Here is a 16119-nt window from a genome sequence, read left to right as displayed (position 1 = left end):
CATGAGCGCCCGGTCGCTGATCAACGTTCATTTGCGTCTATTTGCATCATTTGCGGACATCGACTCCGTCTTGATCCCGGCCGGATGATTCCTGGGATTTGCGCAACAGGAACTCCCGCACCGCCCGGTTATGTTGGTCCAAGGTCGCGGAAAACACGTGTCCGCCATCGCCGCGCGCCACGAAGTAGAGGTCTTCACCCGCCGCGGGGTGCAGCGCCGCATGGATCGCCGCCCGCCCGGGCAGGGCGATCGGGGTTGGCGGCAACCCGGCGATGACATAGGTGTTGTAGGGGGTTGCCGCTCTGAGGTCGTCGCGGCGAATATCGCCGTCGAACCCCTCGCCCATCCCATAAATCACCGTAGGATCGGTTTGCAGGCGCATGCCCAGCCGCAGCCGCCGCACGAAGACCCCGGCGATCTGTGGCCGTTCCGCGGCAAGCCCGGTCTCCTTTTCGATAATGGACGCCAGAATCAAGGCTTCGTAAGGCGTCTTGAGCGGCAGTCCCGCGGCCCGCCCCGCCCATTCCTGTGCCAGCACTTCATCCATTCGCTGGAGTGCGCGCTCGAGCACACCGAGCCCCGTGGTACGCCGCGGAAAACCATAGGTGTCGGGAAAAAACCGTCCTTCCGGGTGTTCTCCGGGTCGCCCTAAGGCGGACATCAGCGCCGCGTCGGACTGTCCGGCCAGATCGTCGCCGAATCGACCGTTGGCAAGGATCGCCGCGACCGCCTGCCGAAAGGTCCACCCCTCAACGAACGTGATGGGGTATTGGATCACCCGGCCCGAGATCAAGCGATCAAGGACCTGGTCCGGGCGCATCCCCCCGGTGAGTTCGAACTCACCGGCCTTGAGCCGGCCGCCATCGCCGCGAACACGAGCGAGCGCCAGCAGGTAATAGGGGTGGCTGATGAAGCCGCGGTCAGTCAGCCCGTCCGCGACCTGACGCCAGCCATTGCCGCGCTCCACCTCGAAAGTCACCACGGGCTCGGTGATCGCGACCGGAGTCTCCAAAAAACGCTGATAATCGAGCCAAATCCCGCCGAGCAGGGTGAGCACCCCCAGGAACAGCAGTAACAAGGCACGCAAGATCATGTCGTTGGCCACTCCGCGGTCGACGCCGCCAGGGCGACGGCCTCAAGTAACTCCCAAGGCAGGCAGTGCGGCGCGTAGTCTTGCCCGTCCAACTGACGCACCGGCCAGCAGCCGATCAGCGCATTGGTCAGGAACAGACCGCGCGCCGGACGCAGATCGCGAGCGTTCAGATGGCATTCCCGGCACGCGATACCCAAACCGACCGCCAGTTCCAGCGTCAGGGCACGCACGGTACCGGCAATCCCCGCGCGATCCAGGATCGGTGTGATGAGCGACTGACCGGTCCACAGAAACAGGTTGGTCATGGTCCCGCCGACCACCCGCCCATCCTCCCGCAACATCAAGCCCTCGGCAACCGCCGGATCGTCCCATTCAGCACGTGCCAGGACGCTATCCAGCCGGTTGAGGTGCTTGATTCCCGCCAGCGCGCGGTTCTGCGATGCCGGCGTCGCGCACCAACGCAGGATGACGCCATCTCTTGACCATGCGACCGGGTAACCGGGCAAGGGATAGAAGAGCAAGGCCCGGCGGGGGCACGGTAAGGGCAGCGGACGATACCCTCGCCCCCCGGCACCGCGCGTGATCAGGATCTTGAGTACGCCGTCCGCGCCCTGGGTCAAGGCACGGGCCTCAGCCGCTAATACCGCGCCCCCGACGTACGGAATCCGTAATCGTCGACAGCCGAATTCAAGTCGGGCGAGGTGTCGGGACCATTGGCATGGCGCGCCCCCGCGGATCAGAATGGTCTCGAACAAACCATCCCCGTAGCTCAGTCCGCGGTCCCAAACGGGAATCTCGCGCGTCGGCAAACCGTTGATCAGTAACCGCAGTGGGCCTGGATCAACCTGGGGAACATCCGGCTCCCCCCTCAGTCGACTGTCCGGGACGGTAAACGACATGGACGCGATCGGCGAATAACGAAAATCCTTCGCGATCAGTGGTACAGGATTTTCCGTCAATCGCCTCAGACGCGGCGGAAGATCAAAGTCCCGTTGGTTCCGCCAAAGCCGAACGAGTTGGTCAACGCCACATCGATCGGCATCTCGCGTGCCGTGTTAGGCACATAGTCGAGGTCGCAGTCCGGATCGGGCGTTTCGTAGTTGATCGTCGGCGGCGCGACCTGATCGCGAATGGCCAGGATCGTGAAAATCGCCTCAGCCCCACCGGCCGCGCCCAACATGTGCCCGGTCATCGACTTCGTGGAGCTCACCGGAACCTTGTAGGCGAGATCCCCGAAGGTCCGTTTGATCGCCATGGTCTCGGCCATGTCGCCCGCCGGAGTCGAAGTGCCGTGGGCATTGATATAGCCGACTTGATCCAGGTTGACGCCCGCATCCCGCATCGCGATCAGCATGCACTCGGACGCGCCTTCACCGTTCTCCGAGGGTGCCGTCATATGATAGGCATCGGAATTCATGCCGATCCCGACCAGTTCGGCATAAATCGGCGCTCCCCGCGCCACCGCGCGTTCGTACTCTTCCAGGACGACCACCCCGGCTCCATCGCTCAGCACGAAGCCGTCGCGATCTTTCTCAAAGGGCCGACTGGCGCGCTCCGGATCGTCGTTGCGGGTCGACAGGGCACGCGCCGCCGCGAAACCGCCCAGGCCGACCGGGGAGGTGGCCATCTCGGCACCACCCGCGATCATCACGTCCACATAGCCGTGGCGGATCATGATCGCCGCCTCGCCGATATTGTGACTGCCCGTACTGCAGGCGGAGACGATCGAGTAGTTCGGCCCCTTGAGCCCGAACTTGATCGACAGGTCACCCGCAACCATGTTGATGATATTGGCCGGGACGAAGAAGGGCGAGATCCGGCGCGGCCCCTTGGACCGATAGGCCTCGTAATTGTTCTCGATCCCCGTAATCCCACCGATCCCCGACCCGATCGCCACGCCGATGCGGCGACAATTGGACTCGTCGACCACCAATCCGGAGTCGGCGATGGCTTGACAGCCGGCCGCCATTCCGTAGTGGATAAACTTGTCCATCTTCTTGGCGTCCTTCTCCGTGATATAGAGGGTCGGATCAAACCCATAGATCGGCCCGCCGAAACGCGTGCTGAAGGTTTCCACATCAAAGTGGGTGATCGGCTTGATGCCGCTCTTGCCGGCCAGGATATTTGCCCAGGACGATTTCACGTCCAAGCCCACCGGCGCCACCAGTCCCAGACCGGTGACCACGACCCTTCTACCTGCCATTACCTACCCCTCTCGCTCAGAATGACTCGACGGGCAAGCGCCGCACCTGCGTTCCCTGTGCCGGGCGGCGGCCGTTCCGTCTTCGAAGCCGCACGCCTCAAACAAGGTGCGCGTTGATGTAGTTGACGGCCTGCTGGACGGTGGTGATCTTTTCCGCATCCTCATCAGGGATTTCGGTTTCGAACTCCTCCTCGAGTGCCATCACCAGTTCGACAGTATCGAGTGAATCCGCACCCAGATCGTCGACGAAGGAAGCCTCCGCGGTCACCTCCTCTTCTTTGACGCCCAATTGTTCAACGACGATCTTGCGGACGCGGTCTTCAATGCTGCTCATCTGTCTGAATCCTCCGAATGGAAAAGACGGCCCGGCACGGGCCAGGCGGTATTCTAGTGACAATCGAGGGGGGATGAAAGCCGATAAATGGCCTCGCTACCCTCAATTAACCAAATGACTTTGCTCGGGTTTGATCGCTGCATCCAGCGACCTAGACCATGTACATGCCGCCATTGACGTGCAGGGTCTCTCCAGTGATGTACCCGGCACTGGGTGAAGCGAGAAAAACGACCGTGTCGGCGATCTCCTGCGGCTGCCCGAAACGGCCGAGCGGGACGGCTGACAGGATGATCTGCTGCTGCGCCTCGCTGATCGCCCGCGTCATGTCCGTGTCGATCAGACCCGGGGCCACGCAGTTGACCGTGATGCCGCGCGAGCCCACCTCTCGCGCGAGGGACTTGGTGAATCCCATCATACCGGCCTTGGCCGCCGCATAGTTAGTCTGACCGGCGTTACCCATGACGCCAACCACGGAGGCGATATTGATGATGCGCCCTTTACGCGCCTTGGTCATCGCCCGTACGCAGGCGCGCGACATCCGGAAAATGGAGCCGAGATTGGTGTCAACGACCGCCTGCCATTCTTCGTCCTTCATGCGCATCAGGAGGTTATCGCGGGTGATACCGGCATTGTTGACCAGCACGGTCGGCGCACCGACACGCTCCGCGATCCGCTCCATCGCCGCCTCGACCGACACCGGATCGGCGACGTCGAGCACCACACCGAAGCCTTGATGACCGCCCTCGCCCAGGACCTGGTCAATGCCGTCGACACCGGCTTGGGTCGTGGCGGTACCGACGACCACGGCACCCTGCCCAGCCAGTGCCAGCAAGATGGCACGACCGATCCCACGTGACGCACCCGTCACCAGCGCGATTTCACCCTTGAGCATCTGCAGTCGCCTCCAATGCCGCCTTCAACGTCTCCGGATCGAAGACCGGCAGCGTGGTGATGTTCTTGTCGCAACGTTTGTTGAGCCCGGTCAGCACTTTACCGGGACCGAATTCGATAACCAGCGAGACCCCGGCCGCACCCATGGCCTGCACGGTCTCGACCCAGCGCACGGGTCGATACAACTGCTCGCACAGCCGCTCGCGCAAGGCCGCGACTGAATCCGCGACAGCCGCATCCACGTTGTGAAGCACGGGAACCTCCGGCAGTCGCAGGTCCACTGCCTCCAGACGCCTGGCCAGCAGGGTAGCCGCCGGGCGCATCAGGGCGCAATGGGATGGCACACTGACCGGCAGGAGCAAGGACCGCTTGGCTCCCGCGGCCTTGGCGGCAATCATCGCACGGCCGACCGCGTCCACGTCACCGGCAATGACGACCTGACCGGGCGCGTTGAAGTTCACTGCCTCCACCACGGCCCCCTCGGCTGCCTCGGCGCAGACTGTCATCACCTGCGCATCCGTCAGACCAAGCACCGCGGCCATTGCTCCCTGACCGACCGGGACGGCCGCCTGCATCAACCGTGCACGTTCGGCTGCCAGACGAACGCCTTGCGCCAAACTCAAGGACCCGGCGGCCACCAATGCGGCGTACTCGCCCAGGCTGTGACCGGCCATCAGGGCCGGCGCCACGCCGCCTTGCGCTTGCCAGACGCGCCACACGCTGATCCCGGCGACCAGCATCGCCGGCTGGGTATTCTCGGTTTGATCGAGGGTCTCCTTGGGACCGCCGCTGACCAGCGCCCAGAGGTCCAGCCCGAGCGCCTCGGACGCCTCCTCGAAGGTCTCGCGGACCTCGGGATAGGTCGCGGCAAAGGCATCGAGCATCCCCACGGATTGGGAACCCTGGCCGGGAAAGCAGGCGGCAACTAAAAGCACTGGTCTCATCTCGATTCAGATCGGATTCGGGGCTGGTTCGAACCGGGTTCGCATCCGTTGTGGACTTGATGTTTCAGAAGCGCGCGAGGACCGAGCCCCAGGTGATACCGCCGCCGAAGGCTTCCATCAACAGCAGCTCACCCCGTTTGATGCGGCCGTCACGCACCGCCTGATCCAAGGCCAGCGGGATGGACGCAGCGGAGGTATTGGCATGATCGGCGACCGTGACGACCACCCGCTCCATGGGCAAGTCGAGCTTACGCGCGGTGGCCTGAATGATCCGCAAATTCGCCTGATGCGGGATCAGCCAGTCGATATCGGAACGCTCCAGGCCGTTGGCCGCGAGCGTCTCCTCGACGATTCGGCTCAAGGTCGTAACAGCGACCCGAAACAGTTCGTTGCCCTTCATCTCCACGCGGTTGTTGGCATAATCCCCGTTGCCGAGACCACCGGGGATCTGCAGCAGATCCTTGTACGCACCATCCGCGTGCAGATGGGTGGAGATGACCCCGGGCGTGTCCGCCGCCTCGATGATCACCGCGCCGGCCCCATCGCCGAACAACACGCAGGTGCTCCGGTCGGTCCAGTCGAGGATGCGCGAGAAAGCGTCCGACCCCACCACCAGGGCATTCTGGGCGGAACCCAAGCGAATGAACTTGTCGGCAATGCTCAAGGCATAAACGAATCCGGCACAGACCGCCTGGACGTCGAACGCCGGACAACCGTGGACATCGAGCCGCTGCTGCAAGATACAGGCTGTGCTGGGAAAATACTGATCCGGCGTGGTCGTCGCCACCACGATCAGGTCGAGATCCGCAGCCGCCAGACCGGCCGCCTCCAGCGCCAGGCGGGCGGCGCGCTCGGCGAGATCGGAACAGGTCTCACCGTCGCTCACGAGATGACGCCGCTCGATCCCGGTGCGCTCGCGAATCCAGGCATCCGTGGTGTCGACGGTCGCCTCGAGGTCGGCGTTCGTCACGACCCGCTCCGGGAGGTAACCGCCGGTCCCCGCAATGCGCGAGTAGATCATCAGGCGGTCGCCCGTAACGGATCGGTCGCGAGATGCCGCCCGACCTGTTCGGAAATGCGACGCGGGATATCGCAGAGGATCTCTTTCGCGGCGATATGGATCGCGTTCTCGAACGCGATCTCGTCCGCCCCGCCGTGACTTTTGATCACGATCCCGCGCAGACCCAACAAGCTGGCGCCGTTGTAACGCCGCGGGTCCATGGTGCGTCGAAACGCCCGCAGAATCGGCAGCGCCGCCAAGCCGGCAATGCGGGTGAACAGGTTGCGCTTGAATTGACCGTTCAGCGTGTGACGCACGAACTTCGCCACACCTTCACTGCTCTTCAAGGCCACATTCCCGACGAATCCATCCGAAACCACCACATCCACGTCTTCCAGATAAATCCCGTCTCCTTCGACATACCCGATGTAGTTGAGCCCACTGCGGGACAGCAACTCATGGGCATTCTTGACCTGCTCGTTGCCCTTGATCTCTTCCTGTCCGATGTTCAGCAGGGCAACCTTGGGCGCCGCGACACCATCCACGGCCGTGACCAACTCGCTGCCCATCACGGCAAACTGCAACAGGTGCTCGGCGGTGCAGTCGACATTGGCCCCCAGATCAAGCATATGCGTGTGGCCATGCAGCGAGGGTACGGCCGTGATGATCGCCGGACGATCCACGTTCGGCAAGGTCTTGAGGACGAAGCGCGCGGTGGCCATCAGGGCGCCGGTATTCCCCGCACTCACGCAGGCATGCGCCTCGCCGCTCTTCACCAGATCGATGGCCACGCGCATGGAGGAATCCTTCTTTCCGCGCAGCGCTTTGGACGGTGACTCGTCCATCGCGACCGACTCCGTGGTGTGCCTGATCCGCAGCGATGGCGGGATCACACCGCCCAGACAAGCGAGGATCTGTGCCTGATCGCCGACCAAGATCAGATCGATCGAATGCTCGGTCGACAAAAAGCGCCGGGCGGCAGCGACGATCACCTGCGGCCCATGGTCGCCGCCCATCGCATCCAAGGCGATCGTCTGTCGACCAGTCACGGCTTGCGCTGGAGCTTGACGAGGGACTTGACCGGTACCAGGCTGGCCCTTGCCGCGGAGTCCGAGCCCTGCCCCGTCCGGGCTTGCAGCCTGGCCGATTCCGGGGCGTAAGACGACCAAAGGCTCCGCATCGCCGGTCACTTAAGATCTATCCAGGATCTTACGACCGCGGTAGAAGCCGTCCGGGGATACGTGATGGCGCAGGTGAATTTCACCGGACGTGGGTTCGACCGACAGGGTCGGCTTGCTGAGGGCATCGTGCGAGCGACGCATGTCGCGCCGCGAGCGGGTCTTTCGATTCTGGGGAACGGCCATGCTTCTCTCCGCAAAGCGTCCGTGTCCTTATGCGGATCGGAACGCGTGCTCGTTGTAACTCAAATGCGCGTGTTTGCCGGACGGCACCCACGATCTCTTCAATGCTCGTCCGCCTCCGGACCCGGTTGCCGCGCCTGAAGCGCCGCCAGTGCCGCGAACGGATTTCGCGGACGTTCGGCCGCCATCTCGGATGCGGCCGGGGCGACCTCCGCCATGCAGTGTCCAGCCGGATGCATCGGCACCTGCGGCAGGGCGAGCAGCAACTCGTCTTCCACCCAATCCAGGACACGGACGGGCTCGTCGTCGCCCAACGGGAGCGGCTCCAGGTCGCCGGCCAGACCCTCCACTTGAGCCAGCCCCAAGCGGTCCGGAGCACCGCGCAAGTGCACCAGACCGAGCGCGATCGGGGCATCAACCGGCACCTCGAACTCACCCAGGCAGCGCTGACAGGTCATCAGCAGCACCATGGAAACGCGCCCCCGTGCCACTGCTTGCCCTTGCTCATCGAGCTCGAACCGGATCTCATAGCGCGCGGGGCCGGCCGCCCCGAACACCGCCTCGGCCAAGCGCGGAAAGGACCGCAACGACGCCTCGCCGGCGAACGCGGCCTTGAACTTAACCGCACGCCAAGGATCGAGTCTTTCAGGTAGTGGCGCCGACATAAGCTCACCAAAATAACCGATTCAGGGCCACAGAGTCAATTGCAGCGATTGCGACATTCGGATCGCGTGACGATGCACGTGTTGCCGATCCCTGAGGCCGAAGGGAAATCCGGCGTGATCTGGTCGCGGCTCCCGCCACTCGCCTAACGGCCCGATCCTGGCCCGAAGGGATGTCGCAACACCAGGGTCTCATTGCGTTCAGGACCGGTGGAGATCAGGTCGATCGGCAGGCCGGAGAGGTCTTCGATGGTCTTCAGATAGGCCCGGGCATTGGCCGGAAGGGACTCCCGCGACGCCGCGCCGACGGTGGACTCCGACCACCCCGGAAGTTCCAGGTAATGGGGTGCGCAGCGCGCCAGGGCATCGGCGCCCACCGGCGGCACGGTGATCCGGGCGCCGTCCAGATCGTAGGCAGTGCAGATCCGCAGGGTCTCGAAGCCGTCGAGCACATCCAGTTTCGTGATGCACAGACCGGTGACGCTATTGATGGCGAATGAACGCTGCAGGGCGACCATGTCCAGCCAGCCACAGCGCCGCTTACGCCCGGTCGTGGCACCGAACTCGTGGCCGCGCTCGCCCAGGCGATCACCATCGGCGTCGAACAGCTCGGTCGGGAAGGGACCGCCGCCGACGCGCGTCGTGTAGGCCTTCACGATCCCCAGGATGTAGTCGAGATCACGCGGCCCCACGCCGCTGCCGCAGGCGGCACCGCCGGCCGTGGTGTTGGAGGACGTGACATAGGGGTAGGTACCATGATCGATATCGAGCATGGACCCCTGGGCACCTTCGAACAGCACATCCGCGCCCTCGGCACGCAGGGTGTGCAACACGCCGGGCACGTCCACGACCAGCGGACGCAGTTGCTCCGCTTGGGCCAGCGCCTCATCGAGCACGGCCGCGTAGTCCACGGCCTCCGCCTTGAAATAATGCACCAAGGTGAAATTGTGATACTCCAGCACCTCCCGCAGACGCTCCTTGAAGTGCGCGGTATCCAGCAGCTCGCCGAGCCGAATCCCCCGCCGGGAGACCTTGTCCTCGTAGGCCGGGCCGATCCCGCGACCGGTGGTGCCGATGGCCTTGGCCCCGCGGGCACGTTCCCGCGCCAGGTCCAGGGCAACGTGATAAGGCAGAATCAGGGGACAGGCGGCGCTGATGCCCAGCCGCTCACGGACCGGAACACCGGTACGCTCGAGTGCGGCCATTTCGTCGAGCAGCGCCCGCGGCGACAGCACCACGCCGTTGCCGATGAGGCAGCGGACGCCCGCTCTGAGAACTCCCGAGGGGACCAGATGGAGGACGGTTTTTACCCCGTCGATCACCAAGGTGTGACCCGCATTGTGGCCGCCCTGAAAGCGCACCACCGCGGCGACGTGCTCGGTGAGCAGGTCGACGACCTTGCCCTTACCCTCATCTCCCCATTGGGTGCCAATGACTACAACGTTGTTGCCCATCTGCGAGATTCCTGACCCTTGACTTAAATGACTTCGAGTTGCCAGCCGGCCGCACCCGCGACCAGGCGTCGATCACACCCGAGCGGACGCGGGTCCTGATCCAACTGCGCGTCCCCGCCGGGAAGCGCGGTCAGCACCCGGTGACCGTCCCGGCGCAAGCGCTCGACTTGCTCCAGCAGGGCCGGATCGGCAGACCAGGGGGCGTAGATTGCCGGTGCCTCCCGATAGCGCGTCCCCAGGCCCGTACCCAGACGCAACAGACCCTTGAGGTCGGTGCTGAATCCAACCGCCGGGCGCGCCCGCCCGAAGACCCGGCCGATGTCGTCATAACGCCCACCGCGCGCGAGCTCCTGTCCCCAGCCGGGCACGAAAGCCGCGAACACCACCCCGGTCTTATAGCGATAACCGCGCAGTTCGGCCAGGTCGTAATGGACCGAAACTTCCGGCAACCACTGGTTCAGCGCATCAGCCAACCGGCGCAGATACGCCACCGCCGCCAGCACCGGCGCCTGGGCACCCTCCAGGACGGTCGCCGCGCGGGTCAGGGCGTCATCGCCATTCAGATCGGCCAGCGCGACAAGCATGGCAGCCAACCGCGTCGGGAGACCAAATGCGCCGACCAGCGTCTCGATCTCCGGTATCGCCTTGCGTTGCAGAGCGGCAAAGAGCGCGTGCTCTTGCGAGGGATCCAGACCGCCTTGGCGGGCCAGACCGCGAAAGATACCGACATGGCCCAGATCCAGATAACAGCCGGTGATACCGGCCATCCGCAGGGTCTCGAAAATCAGACGCAGCACTTCGAGATCGCTCTCGATACCGGCATGTCCATAGACCTCGGCACCAATCTGGTAGGGGCTGCGGGTGCCGGCGAAACCATCGGCGCGGGTGTGCAGCACCGTCCCCAGATAGCAGAGGCGGGTCGGTGCATCGCGCCGCAGATGATGCGCATCGATCCGTGCCACCTGGGGTGTCATATCCGCGCGGACCCCAAGCAAACGCCCGCTGAGCTGATCAGTCAGCTTGAAGGTTTGCAGATCCAGGTCCTGACCGGTCCCGGTCAGGAGTGACTCCAGGAAGTCGATGAAGGGCGGGACAACCAGTTCGTAGCCCCAGCAACGGTAGAGGTCGAGCAAGTCGCGCCGCAGGGACTCCATGATCTGGGCCTGGGGCGGCAGGATCTCCTCGATCCCAGTGGGCAGCAGCCAGCGTTCCTCATCCATCGACCTTACTCGGTTGACCCGGCACCGAACAGTCGACCCACGGGAAGCGGATCGGCCGCTGGTTGACCAGCCATTAGTTGACTACATACAAGAGCGCTACGCCGGCCAACATGCTGACCAGCCCCGCCAGCCGGAGCGGGCCATCCGCCTCCGTGACCACTGTCTGCAAGGCGCGTCGAAAGGTCGCCGGGCTCAGGAAGGGCCAGATGCCCTCGATGACCAAAAGCAGCGCGGCGGCAGCGAGGAGTTCATGCACGCCGGTCACCCCAGGCAGCGGACAGGCGCGGACCGCCCCGCGGGCTAAAAGCCCACGGGGCGCCGCCGGCCTTGGTCCGCGCCGTGACCACTAGGGCGCTTCGCCGCTCTGCGAGCGGAAGTAGCGGAAGAATTCCGATTCGGGCTGCAGGACCATCATGTCGCCGCCCGAGTGGAAGGCTCCGCGGTAGGCCCCAAGGCTCCGGTAGAACGCATAGAAATCCGCATCCTCGGTGTAGGCCTTGGCGTAGATCTCGGTCGCCTTGGCATCACCCTCGCCGCGCGCTTGCTCCGACTCCTTGTAGGCATCGGCCAGCATAACGGTCCGCTGACGATCTGCATCCGCGCGAATACGTTCGGCCGCCTCCTTGCCCTTGGCGCGCAGGTCGCTGGCCACCCGCTCACGCTCGGCCCGCATCCGCATGTAGACGGACTCGCTCACCTCGGGCGGCAGATCGATCTTCTTGACCCGCACATCGACGATCTCAACGCCCAGTTCGTTCGCCTGCAGATCGCTGCGCTTGCGCAGTTCTTCCATCAGCTCGGTACGATCCTCGGACACCACTTCCTGAATGGTGCGCTTGCCGAACTCGTCGCGCAGACTACTGCCGATCCGCTCGGCCAGCAGCCGCGAGGTCCGGCTGACGTTACCGCCGGTGGAGCGGAAATACTGGGCCGGATCGCTGATCCGCCACTTGGCGTAGGAATCGACGATCACGTCTTTCTTCTCGACGGTCAGAAAACGCTGCGGCGGTGCGTCCAGCGTCTGGATCCGGCGGTCGAAGATCTTGACATCCTGCAGTATCGGCACTTTGAAATGCAGCCCTGGCGCATAGTCACTTCCGACGATAGACCCGAGCTGCAGCTTGATTGCCGTCTGCCACTCGTTGACGACGAAGGTCGACGCGTAGATCAGCAGGACCAGGACAGCGAGCAGCGCCGGCAGGAACGACTTGTACTTGCTCATTGACGCGCCCTCCGATCACGGTCCACCGGACGCGCCGTCCCTGGCCGCGCCTCGGTCTCGACCGGGGACACGATCAACGGCTGCTGAGGTTCGGCCACGGTCTGACGTTGCCGCACCAACTGATCCAGCGGCAGGTATACCATACTATTTGAGCCCTCCTGCGTGTCGAGCACGATCTTGTTGGTGCCGCTCAGCACCTTCTCCATGGTGTCGAGATAGAGCCGCTCACGCGTCACCTCCGGCGCCTTTTTGTACTCGGCCAGCACGGCGCTGAAGCGGGCAGCCTCGCCCTCAGACTCGGCGACCACCTTATCACGATAGGCTTTGGCGTCGGCGATGATCCGGGCCGCTTCGCCGCCCGCCTGCGGGAGGACCTGGTTGGAGTAGGTTTCGGCCTGGTTTTCCGAGCGTTCCTTATCCTCTCGCGCCTTGATGGCGTCATCGAAGGCTTCCTTGACCTGATCCGGCGGCTTGGCCGGCTGCATGTTGATCGAGGTAACCAGCAAACCTGTCTTGTACAGATTCATCAACTCCTGGACACGCTCCTGAATGGTGATCGCGATGGCCCCGCGGCCCTCGGTCAGGATAAAGTCCAGCTTGCTGCCGCCGATCGTCTTGCGGACCACGGTCTCGGTTGCGTCTTTCAACGTACCCTCCGGGTTCTGGTCCTGGAACAGAAACTGCGCGGCGTCCTGGATGCGGGACTGAACGGTCAACTCCACGTCGACGATGTTCTCATCCTTGGTCAGCATCGCGGCTTGGTGGCTGAACGAGGACACCTCGTCGACATTAACCTTTTCCACCGATTCAATCGGGTAGGGGATATGCCAGTGTAGGCCCGGATCGGTGGTATCTACATATTTACCGAAACGCATCACGACCCCGCGCTCGGCGGGCGCGATGATGTACGAACCCGTGAACAGCCAAACCAACAGCAAGGCCCCGAGGACGATCGCCACGGCGCGCGTTCCCAGGTTGCCGGTCGGCAGGTTGAACCCACCGCCCCCGCCGCCGGACTTGTTGCCGCCCGGCCGGTTGCCGCCGAAGAGGCCGCCGAGTTTTTCCTGAAGCTTGCGAACCACCTCGTCGAGGTCTGGCGGCCCTGATTCGCCGCCCCCGCCGCTCTTGCCGCTCCAGGGGTCTTTGTTGCCGCCACCTGGCTCATTCCAGGCCATAGCTACTCCGTCTATCTCTGCGCGTGAGACTGAATGGGATGGAACGACCGACTCACGAGTCGGACGATTCCATAGTGATTGGGACTGGGCACGAAACACCGCTTGTCACTCAGTTTGTCAAGATGCAGCCGCCTGGCCGCTTAATCAACCCGCGCAAGTGGTCGCCGGCACGGTCGGATAGCCAACAGACGATTGTAGGCAGCCGGACGCGGCGGTGCAAACGCCACAGTAGGGAAATGGGAACCGGTTGCGCCGCCGCAAGCGACCGGATGACGGATTCGCTCACGCAACCTCAGTGCAACAGCACGTGCGCGCGCTCGGGCTCATGCGCCAGAAAACGTTGCAAGTCCGCGGGCGCGATCAGGATTTCCATCGTCCAACCGCCCTCCGCGTCGGGCGCATCGGCCAGGACGCGCGCGTGAGCATAAACCCAGGCACGCAGACGCCCGTCACCGGGGCCCAGACGCACCTGATGGCGCGTACTCTCGCTCCCGGTCAATTCCGCGATGGCGGTCAGCAGGAGGTCGATCCCCGCACCCGAACGGGCGGACACCCAGACGCGGGTCGGCTGACCGACACTGTCACGTTCCAGGCGCGGCGGTTCGTCCGCCAGCAGATCGAGTTTGTTCCAGACCTCCAAGCGCGGAATGTCCATGCTGCCGATCTCCGCGAGCACCGTTTCCACGTCGCCGATCAGCCGCGCCCGGTGGCCGGCGGACGCGTCGACCACATGCAGCAGCAGCGACGCATTGCGGGTCTCCTCCAAGGTGGCACGGAAGGCCGCCACCAGCTCGTGCGGAAGTCGGCTGACGAACCCGACTGTATCCGCCAACAGTGCCCGCCCACCGTTGGGCAGGGCGAGCCGCCGCAGCGTCGGATCCAGGGTGGCGAACAGTTGATCGGCCTCGAACACCCCGGCCGCGGTGAGCCGATTGAAGAGCGTGGACTTGCCGGCGTTGGTGTAACCGACCACGGAAATCACCGGCAGCTCGGCCTTCTCGCGTGCGCGCCGCCCCTGGGCGCGCTGGGACTCGATCCCCTCCAGTCGCCGCTTGAGCAGCGCGATGCGCTTGGCCAACAAGCGCCGGTCGGTTTCGAGCTGAGTCTCGCCCGGACCGCGCAGACCGATGCCGCCCTTCTGCCGCTCAAGGTGCGTCCAGCCGCGCACCAGGCGGGTCGACAGGTGGCGCAGTTGGGCCAGCTCGACCTGCAGCTTGCCCTCGAAGGAACGGGCACGCTGAGCAAAGATATCGAGAATCAGGCCCGTCCGGTCCACCACCCGACATTCGAGCAGACGCTCCAGGTTGCGCTCCTGCGCCGGGGACAGCGGATGATTGAAGACCACCAGTTCCGCCCCTGCTGCCGCGACCAAGTCCTTCAACTCATCAGCTTTACCGGAGCCGATGAAGAGCCGGGCGTCCGGCCGGGCGCGCGTACCGCCCAGGGTCCCGACCACCTCGGCACCGGCGGCGCGGACGAGTTGGTCGAACTCCTCACGCTCGTCGAGTGCAACCGCGCCACCCAAATCCAACTGCACCAGCACGGCACGCTCGCCGGATGCGGGCCGCTCGAACACCAGATCGCTAGGCATCGGAACATCCGCACGCTGACTCGGGAACCGCGCCCGTGAGCCGCCCGGCCACAGAACGTCTGCGCAATTTAGCTATTACCTGGCTCCTCGATCTCGTCGCCAGCCGGCAATTTCACATTACGCGCCGGCACCACGGTCGAGATCGCGTGCTTGTAAATCATCTGGCTGACGTTGTTCTTCAGCAGCACGACGAACTGATCGAACGACTCGATCTGGCCCTGCAACTTGATACCGTTGACGAGAAAGATTGAGACGGGGATGCGTTCTTTACGCAGCGCATTGAGGAAAGGGTCTTGCAGGCTTTGGCCCTTGGACATGTTTTTGCTCCTTGTTGTAGTCGTTTCGCGACGATCGCCCGGCTCTAATGGATCGACTGACGCTGCTGGTCGGCTTGGCGCCGAACGCCGCTCTGAGTCTTGCTTACAGCATGGCTCATCGTGCGGCCGGTGCGGTGGCAAGGGTCAGTTCAGACGCTCCGACACGTGGGTTGCAGCCGGGACATGCTGTTCCACGCAATAGGTCCCAGTAGTTTCACCCAGCGGGAACGAGAAAGCCATTAAGATTTTCCAATACTTGCTGAGTGTTGTGCCGGAAAGGGACCGCACGGCCACGCGCCATCCATCGAGACATGGCCAACGCAGGCGGCAAGACGGCCGCGCGACGGGGTGGCTGAAACCGTCCGGATCGGACGGTCAAGGGTGTCGGCCGGACCGCTGTTCAAGATGCGCTACCACCCGCGTCAGGGCTAAACCGTTCTAGCTAACTTTCAGTGATTCAACGTGCGGTTGTCCTCGACTCTGGACACTGCCCGGCCGCTCGGGTATAAAGCGCGTCGGCCCCCTGCTGCCCGAGCGCGCATGCGTGAATCTCCGCGAAGTCATCGTCGAACCCGTCGCCGCGCCCGAGGAGGCGCGCTTCCAGGCCCTGATGGATGCCCATCACTACTTGGGCGCGCTGCCGAAGATCGGG

The 16119-nt window shown here is 64.1% G+C and carries 17 protein-coding genes; all 17 read right to left on the bottom strand.

Features of this window, described 5'->3' with window-relative positions; genetic code table 11:
- Positions 1-46: 46 nt before the first annotated feature.
- The 17 genes from mltG to hfq all read right to left on the bottom strand — a co-directional run bounded on the left by mltG (position 47) and on the right by hfq (position 15467).
- Entirely contained in the window at positions 47-1093 is a 1047-nt protein-coding gene (mltG, locus tag A39O_RS34660) for an endolytic transglycosylase MltG (RefSeq protein ID WP_040528505.1), read from the bottom strand.
- Complete coding sequence (gene pabC / locus A39O_RS0122465) at positions 1090-1992, bottom strand: aminodeoxychorismate lyase (protein ID WP_157640338.1); 903 nt, start codon at positions 1990-1992, stop codon at positions 1090-1092. Before pabC ends, mltG begins: the two co-directional genes overlap by 4 nt.
- 65 nt (positions 1993-2057) lie before the next feature.
- A complete protein-coding gene (fabF, locus tag A39O_RS0122460) occupies positions 2058-3296 on the bottom strand; it encodes a beta-ketoacyl-ACP synthase II (RefSeq protein WP_026199653.1) in 1239 nt (412 codons plus the stop codon).
- Between the two features lie 97 nt (positions 3297-3393).
- Complete coding sequence (gene acpP / locus A39O_RS0122455; protein WP_020506917.1) at positions 3394-3630, bottom strand: acyl carrier protein; 237 nt, start codon at positions 3628-3630, stop codon at positions 3394-3396.
- Between the two features lie 151 nt (positions 3631-3781).
- Positions 3782-4522 (bottom strand): 3-oxoacyl-ACP reductase FabG, encoded by a 741-nt coding sequence (gene fabG, locus A39O_RS0122450; RefSeq protein WP_020506916.1) that lies wholly within the window; start codon positions 4520-4522, stop codon positions 3782-3784.
- Complete coding sequence (gene fabD, locus A39O_RS0122445; RefSeq protein ID WP_281170103.1) at positions 4509-5456, bottom strand: ACP S-malonyltransferase; 948 nt, start codon at positions 5454-5456, stop codon at positions 4509-4511. The genes fabG and fabD overlap by 14 nt, the downstream gene beginning before the upstream one ends.
- A 73-nt stretch (positions 5457-5529) precedes the next feature.
- Positions 5530-6486 carry a beta-ketoacyl-ACP synthase III gene (locus A39O_RS0122440; RefSeq protein ID WP_020506914.1) on the bottom strand — a complete coding sequence of 319 codons (957 nt, stop codon included), beginning with the start codon at positions 6484-6486 and terminating at the stop codon, positions 5530-5532.
- Positions 6486-7514 carry a phosphate acyltransferase PlsX gene (gene plsX / locus A39O_RS0122435; protein WP_040528497.1) on the bottom strand — a complete coding sequence of 343 codons (1029 nt, stop codon included), beginning with the start codon at positions 7512-7514 and terminating at the stop codon, positions 6486-6488. The genes A39O_RS0122440 and plsX overlap by 1 nt, the downstream gene beginning before the upstream one ends.
- Before the next feature lie 141 nt (positions 7515-7655).
- Positions 7656-7829, bottom strand: coding sequence for a 50S ribosomal protein L32 (rpmF, locus tag A39O_RS39035; protein WP_083924836.1), 174 nt, complete (start codon positions 7827-7829; stop codon positions 7656-7658).
- Between the two features lie 98 nt (positions 7830-7927).
- A complete protein-coding gene (locus A39O_RS36995; protein WP_020506911.1) occupies positions 7928-8491 on the bottom strand; it encodes a YceD family protein in 564 nt (187 codons plus the stop codon).
- 143 nt (positions 8492-8634) lie between these two features.
- On the bottom strand, positions 8635-9942 hold the full coding sequence (locus A39O_RS0122420; RefSeq protein ID WP_020506910.1) for an adenylosuccinate synthase: 1308 nt from the start codon (positions 9940-9942) through the stop codon (positions 8635-8637).
- Positions 9943-9965: 23 nt separating this feature from the next.
- Positions 9966-11162, bottom strand: coding sequence for an ATP phosphoribosyltransferase regulatory subunit (locus A39O_RS0122415; protein WP_020506909.1), 1197 nt, complete (start codon positions 11160-11162; stop codon positions 9966-9968).
- A 73-nt stretch (positions 11163-11235) separates the two neighbouring features.
- The gene (locus tag A39O_RS0122410; protein ID WP_020506908.1) at positions 11236-11418 is read right to left on the bottom strand and encodes a DUF2065 domain-containing protein; all 183 of its coding nucleotides are present in this window, start codon (positions 11416-11418) and stop codon (positions 11236-11238) included.
- Positions 11419-11508: 90 nt separating this feature from the next.
- On the bottom strand, positions 11509-12384 hold the full coding sequence (hflC, locus tag A39O_RS0122405; protein WP_020506907.1) for a protease modulator HflC: 876 nt from the start codon (positions 12382-12384) through the stop codon (positions 11509-11511).
- A complete protein-coding gene (hflK, locus tag A39O_RS0122400; protein ID WP_020506906.1) occupies positions 12381-13559 on the bottom strand; it encodes an FtsH protease activity modulator HflK in 1179 nt (392 codons plus the stop codon). The genes hflC and hflK overlap by 4 nt, the downstream gene beginning before the upstream one ends.
- 292 nt (positions 13560-13851) lie before the next feature.
- The gene (gene hflX, locus A39O_RS0122395; protein ID WP_026199651.1) at positions 13852-15135 is read right to left on the bottom strand and encodes a ribosome rescue GTPase HflX; all 1284 of its coding nucleotides are present in this window, start codon (positions 15133-15135) and stop codon (positions 13852-13854) included.
- 83 nt (positions 15136-15218) lie between these two features.
- On the bottom strand, positions 15219-15467 hold the full coding sequence (hfq, locus tag A39O_RS0122390; protein ID WP_020506904.1) for an RNA chaperone Hfq: 249 nt from the start codon (positions 15465-15467) through the stop codon (positions 15219-15221).
- Between the last annotated feature and the right edge of the window lie 652 nt (positions 15468-16119).

Source organism: Lamprocystis purpurea DSM 4197, assembly GCF_000379525.1.
Taxonomy (GTDB): Bacteria; Pseudomonadota; Gammaproteobacteria; order Chromatiales; family Chromatiaceae; genus Thiodictyon; species Thiodictyon purpureum.
This window is presented reverse-complemented; position numbering and strand designations above follow the sequence as displayed.